Origin of the sequence: Actinopolymorpha singaporensis (genome assembly GCF_900104745.1) — a bacterium.
In the GTDB taxonomy this organism is placed as follows: Bacteria; Actinomycetota; Actinomycetes; order Propionibacteriales; family Actinopolymorphaceae; genus Actinopolymorpha; species Actinopolymorpha singaporensis.
The window spans coordinates 4445395-4462749 of the sequence record NZ_LT629732.1 but is presented as its reverse complement, the minus strand read 5'-3'; the positions used below and the strand labels follow the sequence as shown (position 1 = coordinate 4462749).

14 protein-coding genes are annotated in these 17355 nt (G+C 70.2%); 2 read left to right on the top strand and 12 right to left on the bottom strand.

What is annotated here, in order from left to right:
• Position 1: 1 nt before the first annotated feature.
• The 12 genes from alaS to BLU27_RS19975 all read right to left on the bottom strand — a co-directional run bounded on the left by alaS (position 2) and on the right by BLU27_RS19975 (position 15381).
• Entirely contained in the window at positions 2 to 2680 is a 2679-nt protein-coding gene (gene alaS / locus BLU27_RS20030) for an alanine--tRNA ligase (protein WP_092655199.1), read from the bottom strand.
• Positions 2680 to 2979: a DUF6167 family protein gene (locus tag BLU27_RS20025; protein WP_197681501.1), complete on the bottom strand. Its 300-nt coding sequence runs from the start codon at positions 2977 to 2979 to the stop codon at positions 2680 to 2682. The genes alaS and BLU27_RS20025 overlap by 1 nt, the downstream gene beginning before the upstream one ends.
• Complete coding sequence (locus tag BLU27_RS20020) at positions 2976 to 3395, bottom strand: DUF948 domain-containing protein (RefSeq protein ID WP_092655198.1); 420 nt, start codon at positions 3393 to 3395, stop codon at positions 2976 to 2978. Before BLU27_RS20020 ends, BLU27_RS20025 begins: the two co-directional genes overlap by 4 nt.
• A 124-nt stretch (positions 3396 to 3519) precedes the next feature.
• On the bottom strand, positions 3520 to 4923 hold the full coding sequence (locus BLU27_RS20015) for a replication-associated recombination protein A (protein WP_422386053.1): 1404 nt from the start codon (positions 4921 to 4923) through the stop codon (positions 3520 to 3522).
• 49 nt (positions 4924 to 4972) lie between these two features.
• The gene (locus BLU27_RS20010; protein WP_092655197.1) at positions 4973 to 6130 is read right to left on the bottom strand and encodes an ABC transporter ATP-binding protein; all 1158 of its coding nucleotides are present in this window, start codon (positions 6128 to 6130) and stop codon (positions 4973 to 4975) included.
• A gap of 13 nt (positions 6131 to 6143) precedes the next feature.
• The gene (locus BLU27_RS20005; protein WP_092655196.1) at positions 6144 to 7244 is read right to left on the bottom strand and encodes an ABC transporter ATP-binding protein; all 1101 of its coding nucleotides are present in this window, start codon (positions 7242 to 7244) and stop codon (positions 6144 to 6146) included.
• Complete coding sequence (locus BLU27_RS20000; protein ID WP_092655195.1) at positions 7241 to 8233, bottom strand: ABC transporter permease; 993 nt, start codon at positions 8231 to 8233, stop codon at positions 7241 to 7243. Before BLU27_RS20000 ends, BLU27_RS20005 begins: the two co-directional genes overlap by 4 nt.
• Positions 8234 to 8321: 88 nt before the next feature.
• Positions 8322 to 10124: an ABC transporter substrate-binding protein gene (locus BLU27_RS19995; RefSeq protein ID WP_092655194.1), complete on the bottom strand. Its 1803-nt coding sequence runs from the start codon at positions 10122 to 10124 to the stop codon at positions 8322 to 8324.
• 45 nt (positions 10125 to 10169) lie between these two features.
• Positions 10170 to 11147, bottom strand: a complete 978-nt coding sequence (locus tag BLU27_RS19990; protein ID WP_092655193.1) for an ABC transporter permease — start codon at positions 11145 to 11147, stop codon at positions 10170 to 10172.
• A 293-nt stretch (positions 11148 to 11440) separates the two neighbouring features.
• Positions 11441 to 13282 (bottom strand): aspartate--tRNA ligase, encoded by a 1842-nt coding sequence (gene aspS / locus BLU27_RS19985; protein WP_092655192.1) that lies wholly within the window; start codon positions 13280 to 13282, stop codon positions 11441 to 11443.
• The gene (hisS, locus tag BLU27_RS19980) at positions 13279 to 14634 is read right to left on the bottom strand and encodes a histidine--tRNA ligase (protein WP_092655191.1); all 1356 of its coding nucleotides are present in this window, start codon (positions 14632 to 14634) and stop codon (positions 13279 to 13281) included. Before hisS ends, aspS begins: the two co-directional genes overlap by 4 nt.
• 9 nt (positions 14635 to 14643) lie before the next feature.
• A complete protein-coding gene (locus tag BLU27_RS19975) occupies positions 14644 to 15381 on the bottom strand; it encodes an MBL fold metallo-hydrolase (RefSeq protein ID WP_092655190.1) in 738 nt (245 codons plus the stop codon).
• Between the two features lie 211 nt (positions 15382 to 15592).
• Between BLU27_RS19975 and BLU27_RS19970 the strand changes: the two genes are divergently transcribed.
• Together BLU27_RS19970 and BLU27_RS19965 are read left to right on the top strand one after the other, a co-directional pair.
• Entirely contained in the window at positions 15593 to 16078 is a 486-nt protein-coding gene (locus tag BLU27_RS19970; protein WP_092655189.1) for a hypothetical protein, read from the top strand.
• Positions 16079 to 16097: 19 nt separating this feature from the next.
• The gene (locus tag BLU27_RS19965) at positions 16098 to 17336 is read left to right on the top strand and encodes a DUF349 domain-containing protein (RefSeq protein ID WP_241827530.1); all 1239 of its coding nucleotides are present in this window, start codon (positions 16098 to 16100) and stop codon (positions 17334 to 17336) included.
• Positions 17337 to 17355 lie beyond the last annotated feature (19 nt).

The window sequence follows — 17355 nt, the reverse complement described above, 5'->3', positions numbered from 1 at the left end:
CTCAGCTGCTCGTGACCCGCGTGCCGACGGCGTACTCGACCTCGCGAAGGGCCTCGTCGGCCTTGCCGGGGTCGGTGCCGCCACCCTGCGCGACGTCGTCCTTGCCCCCGCCACCGCCGCCGAGCACCCCGGCGGCCACCTTGACCAGCGCACCCGCCGACAGCCGCCAGTTGCGGCCCTCGTCGTTGACCGCCACCACCACCGAGGGCCGGCCACCGCTGGTACCGACGACGGCGACCACGGCCGGCCGGTCGGCGGGCATCCGGCCGCGCACGTCGAGCGCCAGCTTGCGCAGGTCACCGGCCGAGGCGCCGTCCACCCGGTGGGCGACCAACGACACCCCGAACACGTCCTTGGGACTGGCGGCGAGCTGGCCCGCCGCGGCGAGCACCTGCTGCACGCGGATGCGTTCCAGCTCCTTCTCGGCGGTGCGTAGCCGGTCGATGATGCCGGCCACGCGCTCGGGGAGCTCCTCCGGACGGGCCTTGACCGCCTCGGCGAGCTGACCGAGCAGCACGTGCTCGCGGGCGAGGAAGCGGTAGGCGTCCGCGCCGACCAGCGCCTCCACCCGGCGGATGCCGGCACCGATCGAGGACTCCGAGAGCAGCTTGACCACGCCCAGCTGGCCGGAACGGCCGGCGTGCGTGCCTCCGCACAGCTCCCGCGCCCAGTCGCCGACGGAGATCACCCGCACCACGTCGGGATACTTCTCACCGAACAGCGCCATCGCGCCGGCCTGGCGCGCGTCGACCAGCGGCATCTCCTCCGCGGTCACCGGCAGGTCGGCGAGCAGCAGGTCGTTGACGCGTTCCTCGGCCTCGGCCAGCACGCTCTCCGGCACCGGGCCGGTGGCGGTGAAGTCGAACCGGAACCGGCCGGGGGCGTTCTCCGAGCCCGCCTGCGCCGCGGTCTCCCCGAGCGCCTCCCGGAACGCCTTGTGCACCATGTGGGTCGCGGTGTGCGCGCGCGAGATCGCGCGCCGGCGCTCCACGTCGACCAGGGCCTGCGCGGCGGCGCCCGGCACGACCTCACCCTCGAGCACCTTCGCCTGGTGCACGATCAGGCCGGACAGCGGTGACTGGACGTCGTGCACGACCAGCCGGGCGCCGTTGGCCAGCTCGACCACGCCCTCGTCGGCCAGCTGGCCACCGGCCTCGGCGTAGAACGGCGTACGGTCCAGCACCAGCTCGACGGTCTCGCCCTCACGGGCGGAGGTGACCGGCTCCCCGCCGGCCAGCAGGCCGGCCACGCGGGCCTCCGACACCACCTCGTCGTACCCGGTGAACTCCACCGAGCGGCCGAGAGTGTCGGCGACCGAACGGTAGGCGGACAGGTCGGCGTGTGCGGTCTTGCGGGCGGCTGCGTCCTGCTTGGCGCGGGTGCGCTGCTCGGCCATCAGCCGGCGGAAGCCCTCCTCGTCGACCGACAGGCCGCGCTCGGCAGCCATCTCCATGGTCAGGTCGAACGGGAAGCCGTAGGTGTCGTGCAGCTGGAACGCCTTGGCCCCGGGCAGCACCGACCCACCGGACTGCCTGGTCTCGGTGGCCGCGAGGTCGAAGATCTGGGCACCGGTCTTCAGCGTGCCGAGGAACGTCTCCTCCTCGGCGTAGATGACCGAGCTGATCCGCTGCCAGTCCCGCTCCAGCTCGGGGTAGGACAGCTTCATCCGCGACTGGCTGACCGGCAGCAGCGCGGGCATGGTGGCCTCGTCGACGCCGAGCAGCCGCATCTGGTTGACGGCCCGGCGGATGATCCGGCGCAGTACGTAGCCGCGTCCCTCGTTGCCCGGCGAGATGCCGTCGCTGACGATCATCAGCGCCGAGCGCACATGGTCGGCGACGACCCGCAGGCGTACGTCGGCCTGGTGGTCTGCGCCGTACGCGCGCCCGCTCAGCTCGGTCGCGCGGTCGAGGACCGGCCGGATCTCGTCGTTCTCGTAGATGTTGTCCACGCCCTGCAGCAGCGCGGCCATCCGCTCCAGGCCCATGCCGGTGTCGATGTTCTTGGCCGGCAGGTCGCCGAGCAGCTCGTAGCCCTCCTTGGCCGGGCCCTCGCCGCGCACCCACTGCATGAAGACGAGGTTCCAGAACTCCAGGTAGCGGTCCTCGTCGACCTCCGGGCCCCCCTCGGAGCCGTACTCGGGGCCGCGGTCGATGTAGAGCTCGCTGCACGGTCCGCACGGGCCGGGCACGCCCATCGACCACAGGTTGTCGGCCATGCCGCGGCGCACGATGCGGTGCTCGGGCAGCCCGATGCGGTGCTGCCAGATCCGGGCGGCCTCGTCGTCCTCGTGGTAGACGGTCACCCAGATGCGGGACTCCGGCAGGCCGAAGCCGCCCTCGCCGACCGGGCGGGTGACCAGCTCCCAGGCGGACTCGATCGCCTGTTCCTTGAAGTAGTCGCCGAAGGAGAAGTTGCCGTTCATCTGGAAGAACGTGCCGTGCCGGGTGGTCTTGCCGACCTCTTCGATGTCACCGGTGCGTACGCACTTCTGCACGCTGGTCGCCCGGGGATAGGGCGGCGTCTCCTGGCCCAGCAGGTAGGGCTTGAACGGCACCATGCCGGCGTTGACGAACAGCAGGTTGGGGTCGTCGAGGAGCAGCGAGGCCGACGGAACGACGGTGTGGCCGCGCTCCCCGAAGAAGCGCAGGTAGCGCCGGCGAATCTCCGCCGTGTCCATCAGTTACCGTCCCTCCAGCTCGTGTTCGGGTCACGGGCGAGGCGCGTCGCGGCCTCGACGTCCAGACCCGTGTGACCGTTCGGCTCGGGGGCGTCCAGCGCGAGGGCGCTGCGCAGCTCCTGCTCGCGGGCGTCCATGCCTGCCCGGATCTCCTCACCGAACGCACGCACCGCCTCGCCGAGCCCGCCCAGCTGCCTGGCCAGGCCCTGGGGGCTGAAGATCTCCGCCTGCTGGGACAGCTTGCGGACGACCACGACACCGACGGTGGCTCCCACCACGACCCACACCAATCGCCTCATGCGACGTCGGCCCCCTTACGGCGGCGGCCACCGCGCATCTGCGAACGCACCTCGCGCTCCACGTCACGGCGGCTACGCGCGGTGATCGCCCGGCGAACGCCGTAGGAGAAGGCGGCCGCCTTCACCAGCGGGCCACCGAGCGTGGCCGCGAACAGCGAACTCAGGCCGGCGACGTTGTCGGAGACGGTCTGCACCCGCGACGTGATCGCGTCGACGCGTTCGAGCTGGGCGTTGGTGGTCGTCACCGTCGTGGTGACCTCACCCAGCAACGGTACGCTCTCGTCGGAGACGCCCCGGACGAGCAGGCGGGTCTCGTCCAGCACCTTGCCGAGCTTGAGGATGGGGTAGGCGAGAAGCCCCACGAGCAGCAGCAGCGCCGCGGCCGCGATCAAGCCCGCGATTTCACCGGCAGTCATGGCGACCAAACCTATAACGGTTGACGGCGCGGCGCGCGCCGCCCCTGGGTGCCGTGTCGCGGCGCCGACCTGGCACGGTTTGCCCGAAGGATTCCGCCGCCGGTGGAAGGGCCGCATCGGGCCCTCACTCCTCGCCGGCGAGGATGCGCCGGATTCGCTCCAGGCGCTGCGCCGCGGCTCCTTCGGCGCCCCGGCCGGTGGGGTGGTAGTAGGTCCGGCCGGCTATCTCGTCGGGTGCGTACTGCTGGGCAACGATGCCGCGCGGGTCGTCGTGGGCGTAGCGGTAGCTGGCTCCGTGGCCGAGCTTCCTGGCACCGCTGTAGTGCGCGTCACGCAGGTGCGCCGGCACCCGGCCGATCCGGCCCGACCGCACGTCGGCCTGGGCCGCCCCGATCGCGGTGACCACCGCGTTGGACTTCGGCGCCAGCGCGAGGTGGATGACCGCCTGGGCCAGGTTGATCGCGGCCTCGGGCAGGCCGACGAACTGGGTGGCCTGGTGGGCGGCCACCGCGACAGCGAGCGCGGTCGGGTCGGCCATCCCGATGTCCTCGCTGGCCGAGATCACCAGGCGGCGGGCGACGAACCTGGGGTCCTCCCCCGCCTCGACCATCCGGGCGAGGTAGTGCAGCGCGGCGTCCACGTCACTGCCTCTGATCGACTTGATCAACGCGCTGGCGACGTCGTAGTGCTGGTCGCCGTCGCGGTCGTAGCGGACCGCGGCCCGGTCGACCGCCGTCTCCAGCGTGGCCAGGTCGACCTCGCTGGTGTCCTTGGACTGCGCGGCGCCGGCCGCGGCCTCGAGGTAGGTCAGCGCCCGCCGGGCGTCGCCGCCGGCCATCCGGACCAGGTGCTCGCGGGCCTGCGGGGCCAGCTCCACCGCGCCGGCCAGTCCGCGCCCGTCGGCGAGCGCCCGGTCGACCAGCTCGCCGATGTCGTCGTCGGACAGCGGCTCCAGCCGCAACAGCAACGACCGCGACAGCAGCGGTGAGATGACGGAGAAGAAGGGGTTCTCGGTGGTGGCCGCGACCAGTGAGATCCAGCGATTCTCGACGCCCGGCAACAGTGCGTCCTGCTGGGCCTTGTTGAACCGGTGCACCTCGTCGACGAACAGCACCGTCTCCCGGCCTCTCCCGAGGTCGCGGCGGGCCGCGTCGATGACGGCGCGGACCTCCTTCACCCCGGCGGAAACGGCCGAGACCTCCACGAAAGCGCGGTTGGTCTGGCGGCTCACGATCGAGGCGATCGTGGTCTTGCCGGAGCCGGGCGGCCCCCACAGCAGCAGCGACATGGCCTGGTCGCCCTCGACCATGCGGCGCAGCGGCGCACCCGGTGCCAGCAGCTGACGCTGGCCCACCAGGTCGTCGAGGGTCCGGGGGCGCATGCGTACGGCCAGCGGCGCCGCCTGGTGGTCGGTGTCGGCCAGGCTCCCGGAGCCACGGGGCGCACCGGCTCCAGTGGCACCGGTGGCACCCGGGCCGCCGGATCCGCCGGCCCGGCCGGACACCTCGAACAACGCCTCGTCGGTCACGGCCCCGAGACTATCCGGAGCCGCCCCCTTCCATCCGGCCCGCGTGCGGTCAGCGCAGCGACGTCAGGTCCTCCGGGTGGACCTCGCCGTCGCCCTCGGCCGCGGCGGCCGCGGCCACCTGGCTCGCCTGGGCGTCGGCCGCCGTCGGCGGGGCCGCGAAGTGGCAGGCCACCCGGTGTCCGCCCGCGATCTGGATCAGCGGCGGTTCCTGGGTGGCGCAGATCTCCTGCGCCTTCCAGCACCGCGTACGGAACCGGCATCCCGACGGCGGGTCGATCGGGCTGGGCACGTCGCCGAACAACCGGATCCGCTCCCGCCGGCCGCCGATCGCCGCCTGTCCCACGTCGGGCACCGCCGACAGCAGTGCCTGGGTGTAGGGGTGGTGCGGCTGGGTGTACAGCCGCTCCCGGTCGGTGATCTCGACGACCTTCCCGAGGTACATCACCGCGACCCTGGGGCAGAAGTGACGTACCACCGCCAGGTCGTGGGCGATGAACACGAAGGAGATGCCGAACTCCTTCTGCAGGTCCGCGAGCAGGTTGACGACCTGGGCCTGGATCGACACGTCCAGGGCACTGACCGGCTCGTCGGCCACGATCAGCTGGGGCCGCACGGCGAGCGCCCGGGCGATCCCGATCCGCTGCCGCTGGCCGCCGGAGAACTCCCCCGGATAACGGTTGTAGTGCTCGGGGTTGAGACCGACCACCTCGAGGAGTTCCTGCACCCTCGACAGCACCTTGTTCCGGGGGACGATGTCGTGCACCCGCAGCGGCGTGCCGATGATGCTGCCCACGGTGTGCCGGGGGTTCAGCGAGGAGTACGGGTCCTGGAAGATGATCTGGATCTTGCGCCGGTACGGCAGCAGCTTCCGGCCGGTCAGCGTACTGATGTCGGTGCCCTCGAAGCGGACCTCGCCGCTGGTCGGGTCCAGCAGCCGGGTGATCAGCCGGCCGGTCGTCGACTTGCCGCAGCCGGACTCGCCGACCAGGCCGAGGGACTCGCCGCGCCCCACGGTGAAGGAGACCCCGTCCACCGCCTGGACCTGGCCGACCACCCGCCGGACCACGCCGGTGGAGCGGACCGGGAAGTGCTTGACGAGGTCGCGTACCTCCAGCAGTGGAGCAGCGGGGTCGCCCACGGGCCGCCGGGTGGAGGCCGGTCCCGTGCCGGTCGCGGGGGACGTGGGTCTGGTGGTGCTTTCGGTCATGGCAGCTTCTCCCTCACCCGATCCGCGGCAGGATCTCTTCGACGAAGATCTCGTCGGGATCCGGTAGGTGGCACGCCTTCAGGTGGTTCTGCACCCGCCCGCCCGGCCGCAGCTCGGGCAGGGTGGTGACGCACCGGTCGTCGGGCAGCCGGGGCGCGTACGGGCAACGCGGGTGGAACGAACACCCCGACGGCAGGTTGATCAGACTGGGCGGCATCCCCTTGATGGGATTCAGCCGCTTGTCCGGGTCACCGGTCAGGTGTGGCGCGCTGGACAGCAGCCCCCAGGTGTAGGGGTGTTCGGGCCGGGTGAGGATCTGCCTGCCGGTGCCGTACTCCACACAGCGGCCGCCGTACATCACCAGCACGTCGTCGGCGACCTCGGCCACCACGCCCAGGTCGTGGGTGATCAGGATGATCGCCGAACCGAACTCCTTCTGCAGGTCCTGCAGCAGGTCGAGGATCTGCGCCTGCACCGTCACGTCCAGGGCCGTGGTCGGCTCGTCGGCGATCAGCAGCTTGGGGTCGTTGACCAGCGCCATCGCGATCATCGCCCGCTGGCGCATACCGCCGGAGAACTGGTGTGGGTAGTCGTCGACCCGGCGGGCGGCCTGCGGGATGCCCACGCGGTCCAGCATCTCGATCGCGCGTCTGCGAGCCTGACCCTTGGACGCCTTGTGGTGGGCGAGGTACGCCTCGGCGATCTGGTCGCCGATGCTGAAGAACGGGTGCAGGCTGGACAGCGGGTCCTGGAAGATCATCGAGACGGCGTTGCCCCGGATGCGCCGCATGCGCTCGTCGTCCACACCCACCAGGTCCGTGCCCTGCAGGCGGATGCTGCCGGTGATCCTCGCCCGGCGCCGGTCGTGCAGGCCCATGATCGCCATGCTGGACACACTCTTGCCCGACCCGGACTCGCCGACGATGCCGAGGGTCCGGCCCAGGTGCACGTCGTAGGAGAGTTCGGTGACGGCGTTGACGATGCCGTCGGGGGTCGGGAAGCGGACGGAGAGGTTGTCCACCGCGAGGAACGGCGTGCCGTCGTCCGCGGAGGTTCGGGAGGTCCCGGTGGAGCCGGGGGCCCCCGTGGTCCTGGAGTTGTCGTTGGTGGTCATCCGAGTCGCACCCGCGGGTCGAGGAAGCTGTAGACGATGTCGACGACGATGTTGAGCGCCACCAGCAGGAACGACGCGTACAACACCGATCCCATGATGACCGGCAGGTCGCCGTTGCCGAAGGCGTTGAGGGCGATCAGGCCGAGCCCCTGCACGTTGAAGATCTGCTCGGTGAACACCGTGCCGGTGAGCAGGTTGGCGAGGTCGAGGCCGAGGATCGTCACCACCGACGTCAGGCCGGCGCGGAGCGCGTGCTTGAAGTTGACCTTGCGTACGGTGAGTCCCTTGGCCCGCGCGGTACGGACGAAGTCCTCACCGAGCGCCTCCACCATGGCGGCCCTGGTGTAGCGGGCGTAGCTCGTTGCGTACACCGCACCGAGCACCACCCACGGCAGCAGCAGGCCCTTGAACCAGCCGAGCGGATTCTGCAGTAATGGTTCGTACCCGCTGCGCGGAAGTACCTGGTACTGGATCGTGAGGTAGATGGCGGCGAGCAGTGCGACGAGGTAGTACGGGAACGACGTCAGCACCATCGACCCGCTGACAAGGGTCTTGTCCCACAGGGTTCCGCGATGGATCGCCGCCAGGGCACCGGTGGTGACACCGAACACGGTGAAGATGACCATCGCACCGAGCGCGACCGAGATCGTGACGGGAAGTCCCTGCACGATCATCGTCGTGACGGGCTGGTCGGCCACGAACGAGTAGCCCAGGCAGGGCACGTCGCACTTCTTCACGAACCCGCCGGAGTGAATCTCCCGGCCGGTGACGATGCCGGTGAAGAACTCCGCGAACTGTTCGGGCACGGGCTTGTCCAGCGACAGGCTGCGCCGGATGTCCGCGAGCCGGTCGGGCGTGCAGTTGCGGTTGCCGCAGATGGAGTACTCGGGCTGGGAAGGCCCGAGGAAGAACAGGAAGAACGACGCGACCATCACCACGAGGATCACGGCGATGCCGGCGACGATCCGTCGCACGATGTATCCGAACATGTTGGCAAACCTCGCGGTGCGGCCCGAAAGACTGTTGACCGAGCGGCGGGTGGGAAGGGGATCGCCCTTCCCACCCGCCGGGTACTGCCTACTGCTTCACGTACAGCTTGGTGAAGTCGGGCCCGCCGCTGAACGGGTCGAGGACGACACCGCCGAGCTTGGAGCCGAAGAGGAAGTTGGTCTTGTTGTAGTCGACCGGGATGACCGGCACGTACTTCTGCATCATCGTCTTGTCGAGCTTGGCCCACTCCGGCTCCTGCTTATCCAGCGGAAGCGAGGAGATCCGGTCGATCTCGGCGTTGATGTCGGGCTCGTTCAGGAACGACTTGTTCGGCGCGGAGGTCGGGTTGAGCGCGATCAGGCGTCCGTCGAAGATGGCCGGGAACACCGTCGTGCCCGACGGCCAGTCCAGGCACCAGCCCAGCGGCCTGATGTTGATCTTCGACTTCGGGTTGTCGAACTCCGCCCGCACCTGGTCGCGCGGCATCGGGATCGCGGTGGTCTTGAAGCCCGCCGCCTTCAGCTTCTGCGACCGCACCGCGGAGACCTGCGCGGCGATGTCGTTGTCGTTTGAGTAGGCCCACACGACGTCGAAGCCGAGCTTTCCGGCCTTCTCCAGCATCTTCTTGGCCTTCGCCGGGTCGCCGTCACCCTTGCCGCCGTTGCCGAACAGGTCGTACTTCACGAACCCGGGCGTCACCTTCGGCAGGATCGTCGTCGCCGGGGTGTAGGTGAACGGGCTGTCGCCGCCCGCCTTGTGGATCGAGTCGAACGGCCACGCCGTGACCAGCGCCTTGCGCACCTCGAGCGGGATCCGCCGGGTGTCCAGGTAGATGAAGTCGGTGCAGGTGCCGTCACCGGTCAGCATCCGCTTCTCCGGCTCCTTGCCCTGGATCTTCGGCAGCAGCGAGGAGTCGACACCGTCGTAGGTGATCGCGGTCTGGTCCGGGCCGTTGTCCGCGATCAGCTGCTCCTGCAGCTTGATCGGGTTCTGGCTGAACTTGAAGTCGTACTTGTCGACGTACTGGTGGCGCACCGGGTCGGTGTTGGGGTCCCACTGGTCGTTCTTGACCAGGACCAGGCGCTTGCCCTTCTGGTAGCTGTCGAACTTGTACGGGCCCGCCGCCAGCGGCTTGTTCCCGTAGGCGTCCTTGGTGTCCTTGGCCTGCGGGATCGGGCTGAACACCGGGAAGGTCGCGTAGTAGGCGAGGTCCGGGAACGGCTTGGCCATCTTCAGGACGACCGTCTTGTCGTCAGGGGTGGACACGCCCGGGTAGTCCAGTCCGCCGCCGTTGGCCTTGGACTTGAACGGGCCCTTGTACTTCGTGCCGTCCAGGAAGTAGCTCTGCTGGTACGTCGGGCCGCCGGGAAGCTCCTCCGTCGCGAAGGACCGCTTCACCGCATAGGCGACGTCCTGGGCCTTGATCGGAGAGCCGTCCTCGTACTTCAGCCCGTCCTTGAGGGTGAACTTCCACTCGGTGTAGTCCGCGTTGTGCTGGCCCAGGTCGGTGGCCAGGTCGGGGACCAGGTAGTACTTCCCGTCCGCGCGAAGTTCCAGCGCGGTAAGGGTGCGCGCGGTCAGCCGCAGCACCGCGAGGGAGTCGATGTAGTAGGCCCGGGTCGGGTCGAAGGTCTCCGGCGCCGCCGCGGTGAGGACGGTCGCGGTGCCGCCCTTCTGCGCACCGGCGATGTCCTTGGCCGGCGCCTTGGCCTGGGCGTCGAGAACGACGTCGAAACCGCCGCCCTTGGGCGCCTCGGCAGAAGAACCACCCTGCTGCTGCTTCTTCTGCTGCTCCTGCGCTTTCTCCGAAGGCGAGGCGCCTCCCCCACAGGCGGCCGTCGCGCCGAGCGCGAGCACGCCGGCGGCTGCAGCCAGCCTTCTCCATCGCATACGAGTCACTTACTTGCCTTCCTTGCAGTGGGCCGTCGGCACGTGCTACCGACGAGTCGTTGGGTCGAAGGCGTCGCGGATCGCGTCGCCGAGAAGGTTCAGTGCCAGCACCAGAACGAGAATCGCCAGCGCCGGTTGCCAGAAGTAGATGGGGTACGTCTGGTAATAGGTGAGCGCGGAGTTGATGGTGCGCCCCCACGAGGGTGTCGGCTCGGTCAGCCCGATTCCGAGGTAGGAAAGCCCTGCCTCGGAAGCGATGTAGCTCGGCACCGCCAGCGACAGGAACACGATGATCTGGCCGGTGAGGTTGGGCAGGAGCTCGCGGAACAGGATCTGGTGCGTCGGTACGCCGATCGCCCGGGCCGCCTGGACGAACTCCCGCTCGCGCAGCGACAGCACCTGTGCCCGGACCAGCCGGCCGAGGCCGGTCCAGCCGAAGATCGCGAAGATCGCCACCAGCGACCACAGCCGCACCTTCGAGACGGTGGCGTCGTCGGAGGGGAACCGTGCCTGTACGACCGGGACGATCGCGAACACGAACAGAATCAGCGGCATCGACAGCATCAGGTCGATCAGCCAGGAGATGGCCCGGTCGATCCGTCCGCCCAGAAAGCCTGCCAGCAGGCCCATCGCGGTGCCGATGACCGTGGAGATGACCGCCGCGCTGGTTGCGACGATCAGGGACGGGCGGCTGCCCTCCACCCAGCGGGCGAACAGATCCCTGCCCAGGCGGGGTTCCAGCCCGAACGGGTGCGCCGCACTGGGGTTGACGGTCGGAAAGCCGTACTCGTCGACGAGGTCCTGGTGCAGGGTGCTCGGGTCGGTGTGGGTGACGGCGGTGATGACGTCGGCGAAGACCGCGAGCAGAACGAAGAAAAGGACGACGACCGCGCAGATGATGGCGATCTTGTCCTTACGAAGCCGCTCCAGCGCGATCTGCGTCGGAGACTTGCTCTTGACCGGGTTCTCCGGAGGGGCGACCGGTGTACTGCTACCGGTCTCGAGCAGGGTCGGGTCCGCCATGGGTTGCCGTACGCCTTCCTGGCTTACGAATCACGACACACAGCAGTCGGCGACGCGCTGTGTCCGAAGTGTGTGACGCCTGACGATAAACGACATCGGGCATATACACAGCGCCGTTTGGATCACGATTTGTAAACGCTTGCCGTGACAAAAGGTAAGCGATTTGCAGCAGCTACGGCACGCTGGGTAATTAAAACGGCGGCCGGCCCGAAGGGGCCGGCCGCCGAAACACAAACGTCATCGACGGGTACTTGACGGCGTTTTCCGCCCAGGTCGTCTGCAGTGAAAGAAAGTCAGGCTCCTGACGCAGCGTCGTCGCTGCCGACCCTATCGGTGACTTTCGCGTCGTCTGCCCGGTGGCGTCCGGTTCCGGACGACTTGCCCGGGACCACGTCGATTCCCGCCTCCCGGCGCTGGGCCGGCGAGATCGGCGTGGGCGCGCCGGTGAGCGGATCGGCGCCGGACGCGCTCTTGGGGAACGCGATGACGTCGCGGATCGATTCCGCGCCGGTCAGCAGCGCCACCAGCCGGTCCAGCCCGAGCGCGATGCCGCCGTGCGGCGGCGGGCCGTACTTGAACGCCTCCAGCAGGAACCCGAACTGGCTGGCCGCCTCCTCGTGCGACAGGCCGATCAGGTCGAAGACGCGTTGCTGGACGTCGGCCCGGTGAATACGAATCGACCCGCCGCCGATCTCGTTTCCGTTCAGCACGATGTCGTACGCCTGGGACAGCGCCTGCCCGGGATCCTCCTCGAACCGGTCGGCCCATTCCGCCGTCGGCGCGGTGAACGGGTGGTGGATCGCCGTCCACCCCTTCTCGCCGCCGAATGTCTCCACCGGCTCGAACATCGGCGCGTCGACCACCCAGCAGAACTCCCAGCGGGAGTGGTCGATCAGCCCACAGCGCTCGCCCACCTCGAGGCGCACCGCCGCCAGCAGTGCCAGCGCCTCCGTGCGCGGGCCGGCCGCGAAGAAGACGCAGTCGCCCGGCTTCGCACCGGCGTGCTCGGCGAGGCCCGCACGCTCGTCCTCGGAGAGGTTCTTGGCCACCGGGCCGCCGAGCTCGCCGCCCTCACCGACCAGCACGTACGCCAGACCCTTCGCACCGCGCGAGCGGGCCCACTCCTGCCAGGCGTCCAGCTCCTTGCGCGCCTGCCCCGCTCCTCCGGGCATCACGACGGCGCCGACGTGGAAGTCCTCGCCCTTGGCCTGGAAGACCCGGAACGGCGTCTGCGCGAAGTACTCGGTGAAGTCGACCAGCTCGTTGCCGAAGCGCAGGTCGGGCCGGTCGATGCCGAACCTGCGCATCGCCTCGGCGTAGGTCATCCGCGGGATCGGCAGCGGGATGTCGTACCCCAGAACGGTCTTCCACACCCGGGCGAGCACCTGCTCGGTCAGCGCGATGATGTCGTCGGTGTCGCAGAACGACATCTCCACGTCGAGCTGGGTGAACTCCGGCTGCCGGTCGGCGCGGAAGTCCTCGTCCCGGAAGCACCGCGCGATCTGGTAGTAGCGCTCGATGCCGGCGACCATCAGCAGCTGCTTGAACAGCTGCGGCGACTGCGGAAGGGCGTACCAGCTGCCCGGCTGCAACCGGACCGGCACCACGAAGTCGCGGGCGCCCTCGGGGGTGGACCGCGTGAGGTAGGGCGTCTCCACGTCGACGAAGCCGTGCTCGTCCATCACGTCGCGGATCAGCCGGGTCACTCGCGACCTGGTGCGCAGCTTGGCCGCCATCTCCGGCCGGCGAAGGTCGAGGTAGCGGTGCCGGAGCCGGACCTCCTCGTTGACCGGCGTCTGGTGGTGTTCCTCGATCGGGAACGGCAGCGCCTCGGCGGTGCTGAGTACCTCCACCTCGGTGGCCACCACCTCCACCTCGCCGGTCGGCAGGTTGGGGTTGGCGTTGCCCTCCGGACGGCGCCGGACCTCACCGACCACCCGCAGGCAGTGCTCCTGACGCAGGCCGTGCGCGGTCTCCTCGTCGCGGATCACCACCTGGACGGTCCCGGAGGCGTCACGCAGGTCGAGGAAGGCCACGCCGCCGTGGTCACGGCGCCGGGCGATCCAGCCGGCCAGGGTCACGGTCGCGTCCAGATGGTCGGCGCGTAGCGTGCCGGCCTCGTGCGTACGGATCACCCGTGCGTCTCCTTCGTTGTCGGTGCTGTCTGGTCCTGCCCTGAAGGGTTCTGGCCTGGTCCGTTCTGGCCTGGTCGGTCCTGTTCGGCGTGCGCCGTCGCCAGGGCTTCCGCCACTACGTCGACCAGGTCGGCGAGCGGGACGGCCCGCTGTCCGCCGCTGCGCAGGTCCTTCAGCTGGGCGCTGTCCTGCTCCAGGTCGCGGTCGCCGAGGACGAGCGCGAACGCCGCGCCGGAACGGTCGGCCGCCTTCATCGCGCCCTTGAGGCCCTGGCCACCGTAGCTCGTGTCGGACCGTACGCCCGCCTCGCGCAGATCCCGCAGCAGGGTGACCGTCCGCCGCCGGGCCGCGGCGCCGAGGGGTACGACGTACACGTCGCACCGGCTGGTCTCCCCGACCGTCAGCCCCTCCGCCTCGACGGCGAGCACGGTGCGGTCCAGGCCGAGCCCAAAGCCGACCCCGCCGAGGTCGGGGCCCCCGATCGTGGCCAGCAGCCCGTCGTAGCGGCCACCGCCACCGATGGCGGACTGCGCGCCGAGCCCGCCGTGGACGAGTTCGAACGTCGTGCGTACGTAGTAGTCGAGCCCGCGCACGAGACGCGGCGTGTCCTCCCACTCCACGCCGAGATCGGCGAGGTAGGAGCGGACCTGCTCGTGGTGCTCCTTGCACGCGCCGCACAGGTGGTCGGTGATCATCGGCGCGTCGGTGAGCTGGGCCTGGACCTCCGGGCGCTTGTCGTCCAGCACCCGCATGGGGTTGATCGCGGCCCGCCGGCGGGTGTCGTCGTCCAGGTCGATCCCGCGCAGGAAGTCCTGGAGGAGCTCGCGGTAGGCCGGACGGCACTCCCGGCAGCCCAGGCTGTTGAGCAGCAGCCGGGTGCCGGTGAGGCCGAGTTGCCGCTGGGCCTGCCAGGCCATCCAGACGACCTCGGCGTCCAGGGCCGGGTCGTCGCCGCCGATCGTCTCCACCCCGACCTGGGTGTGCTGGCGGTAGCGGCCGGACTGCGGCTGTTCGTACCGGAAGTTCTGCCCGACGTACCACACCTTCACCGGAAGCTGGCCGCGGTGCAGGCCGCGTTCAGCGATGGCGCGCAGCACGCCGGCCGTACCCTCCGGGCGCAGCGTCAGCGAGCGGCCCCCCCGGTCGGCGAAGGTGTACATCTCCTTCGTCACCACGTCGGTCGACTCACCCACGCCGCGGACGAACAGCCCGGTGTCCTCGAACATCGGTGTTTCGACGTACTCGTACCCCGCCAGCCGGGGCGGTCGGCTCAGTGCCTCCCGCACCGCGAGCCAGGTGGCCGATCTCGGTGGTACGACGTCGAAGGTGCCCTTGGGCGCCTGGAAACTCATCTGCGATCTTCACCCGCTCCGTGCCGGGCCGGGCACGAGCCCTCTCAGGAAGGGATTGGTCTGGCGTTCCCGGCCGATGGTCGTCTGGTCACCGTGGCCGGGCAGGACCACGATCCGGTCGTCGAGCGGCAGCACCTTGTCGGCAAGGCTGCGCAGCATCGTCGGATGGTCACCGCCCGGCAGGTCGGTGCGTCCGATCGACCCGGCGAAGAGCAGGTCGCCCGCGAACATGAGCTCGGGCGCCGCGCTCGCCTGGCCGGTCCACGTGGGGGCACCTGCCCCGCGTACGTCCCCCTCGACGGGAGTACGGAACGCGACCGACCCGCTGGTATGGCCCGGGGTGTGGTCGACGGTGAAGCTCAGCCCGGCGACGTCGACCCGGGCGCCGTCGGTGAGCTCGCGTACGTCGTCGGGCTCGGCGAAGGACTGCCCGCCGCCGAGCAGCGCGCCGGCCCACTCCGGCGGCAGGCCGCGCAACGGGTCGGCGAGCAGCGGCCGGTCGGCCGGGTGGACCCAGCAGGTCGCGTCGTAGCTCCCGCACACCGGCAGCACCGACCACATGTGGTCCAGGTGCCCGTGGGTGAGCAGAACCGCCACCGGCCGGAGCCGGTGCTCGCGAACGACCTCGTCCACCGCGCTCGCCGCGTCCTGGCCCGGATCGACCACCACGCAGTCCTCGCCCGGCCCCGTCGCCACGAGGTAGCAGTTCGCGGCGAACACTCCGGTCGGAAAGCCGGCGACGAGCATGGAATCCTCTGCGGTCGGGTGGCGGTCTGGGCGCTCTGGGGCGGTCGGGACGAGGCGGGGGGACCTTCGAAGACTACCGGCGGCGTGTCCGGCGCGGCGAACCTGGCCGGTCCTGGCGATTACCGGGACACACTCCCCTACCGGGGCCAAGGCGTCTCCTAGACTGGCACACCGGTCATCGGACAGCTAAGCGGAGAGAACGGGGCCTTCGGTGGTCACCAAAGAGCAGCGCCGACGCCGCCTCGCCAGGCAGCACTGGGAGCGTCAGCAGGTCCGCCGTGCCACCCGCCGGCGCCGAGCCCGGCGAAACGCCGTCGTCGTCGCGGTCGTCCTCGGAGTGCTCGCCGTGGCCGCGGTGGTCTACCTCGTCTTCTTCCTCCTTCGCGGCGACAACTCCTCCGCCTCCGCCTCCGCCAGGCCGGGCACCTCGGCGGGGATCGGCGTACTCGCGGCACCTCCCGCCACGCCGGGGCCGGGCTACATTCTTGGGAGCGGGACCGATCGTCCGCGCCACGGCGAGCAACGCGTGGAGCCGGGCCAACCGGGCCCGGCCGGGCCGGTCGGTGGTGAAAAACCCGGTGCCGAGCGATTCCTCACTGGCTACGGTGACTCGTCCCCGTTCGATCACGGGGAAGCGGGGACCGAGCGGGCGGTTTCCTCGGTCATCGGCAAAGATGTCAAGGTCACGACGACGTGATCTGCGACGGGAGCGTGCAGTGAGCGGAACGGCAGAGGAGCCCTGGGGCAGGGTCGCGGACGACGGCACGGTCTACCTCCGCACCGACGAGGGCGAGCGCGCCATCGGATCCTGGCAGGTCGGCGATCCCGAGGGAGCGTTGGCCTTCTTCCGTCGCAAGTACGACGCCCTCGCGCTGGAGGTCGACCTGCTCGCCTCCCGGGTGGAGAGCGGCATCCTCGCCCCCGACGACGCCCACAACGCACTGCGCCGCGAGCGCCGCAACCTCGCAGGCGCCCAGGCGATCGGTGACCTCGGTGCCCTGTCGGCCAGGCTCGACCAGCTGGAGGAAGTGATCGCCGGGCGGCGCGCCGAGCGTCGCACCGAGCGCAAGCGGCAGCTCGAGGAGGCCCGGTCGGCCAAGTCCGCGATCGCCGACGAGGCCGCGGCCCTGGCGAGCGGCTCGGACTGGCGGCACGGCGTCGGGCGCTTCCGCGAGCTGCTTGAGCAGTGGAAGGCGCTGCCCCGGCTGGACAAGCAGACCGATGACGAGCTGTGGCGGCGCTTCTCCAGTGCCCGTACGTCCTACACCCGCCGGCGCAAGCAGCACTTCTCGGAGCTGAACGTACGCCGCGAGGACGCCCGCCAGGTCAAGGAGGCGCTCGCCGCCGAGGCCGAGGCGCTGGCCGACTCCACCGACTGGGGCCGCGGCACCACGCAGTTCCGCACCCTCATGCAGCGCTGGAAGGCTGCCGGGCCCGCCGCGCGCGACGTGGAAGACCAACTGTGGAAGCGGTTCCGGGCAGCACAGGACCGGTTCTTCAACGCCCGCAACGCGGCGTTCGCCGAGCAGGACGCGGAGTACCGCGCCAACCTCGAGCAGAAGGAGGCGCTGCTGGTCGAGGCGGAGGCACTGCTGCCGGTACGCGACCACCGTGCCGCCCGGGAGGCCTACCGTTCGCTGCTGGCTCGCTGGGACCAGATCGGGCGGGTCCCACGCGATTCCGTTCGTACGGTAGAGGGCCGGCTGCGCAAGGTCGAGGAAGCCATCCGGTCGGCGGAGAGCAACGAGTGGCGCCGGACCAACCCCGAGACGCGCGCCCGCGCCAACGACACACTCAGCCAGCTGCGCAACTCGATCGCCGACCTCGAACGCGAGCTCGAAGCCCAGCAGGCGAAGGGCGACGTCACCGGCGAACGTCGCGCGCAGGAGGCTCTGGACGCCCGGCGGGCGTGGCTGGCCGAGGTAGAGAAGACCCTCGACGAGTTCTCCGGCTGAGCGGGCCTCCGCATCCCGC

Bases quoted from the DNA above. Each gene is read 5' to 3' on its own strand.
- alaS (WP_092655199.1), bottom strand. From the start codon at position 2,680: ATGGACACGGCGGAGATTCGCCGGCGCTACCTGCGCTTCTTCGGGGAG.
- BLU27_RS20025 (WP_197681501.1), bottom strand. From the start codon at position 2,979: ATGAGGCGATTGGTGTGGGTCGTGGTGGGAGCCACCGTCGGTGTCGTG.
- BLU27_RS20020 (WP_092655198.1), bottom strand. From the start codon at position 3,395: ATGACTGCCGGTGAAATCGCGGGCTTGATCGCGGCCGCGGCGCTGCTG.
- BLU27_RS20010 (WP_092655197.1), bottom strand. From the start codon at position 6,130: ATGACCGAAAGCACCACCAGACCCACGTCCCCCGCGACCGGCACGGGA.
- BLU27_RS20005 (WP_092655196.1), bottom strand. From the start codon at position 7,244: ATGACCACCAACGACAACTCCAGGACCACGGGGGCCCCCGGCTCCACC.
- BLU27_RS20000 (WP_092655195.1), bottom strand. From the start codon at position 8,233: ATGTTCGGATACATCGTGCGACGGATCGTCGCCGGCATCGCCGTGATC.
- BLU27_RS19995 (WP_092655194.1), bottom strand. From the start codon at position 10,124: ATGCGATGGAGAAGGCTGGCTGCAGCCGCCGGCGTGCTCGCGCTCGGC.
- BLU27_RS19990 (WP_092655193.1), bottom strand. From the start codon at position 11,147: ATGGCGGACCCGACCCTGCTCGAGACCGGTAGCAGTACACCGGTCGCC.
- hisS (WP_092655191.1), bottom strand. From the start codon at position 14,634: ATGAGTTTCCAGGCGCCCAAGGGCACCTTCGACGTCGTACCACCGAGA.
- BLU27_RS19975 (WP_092655190.1), bottom strand. From the start codon at position 15,381: ATGCTCGTCGCCGGCTTTCCGACCGGAGTGTTCGCCGCGAACTGCTAC.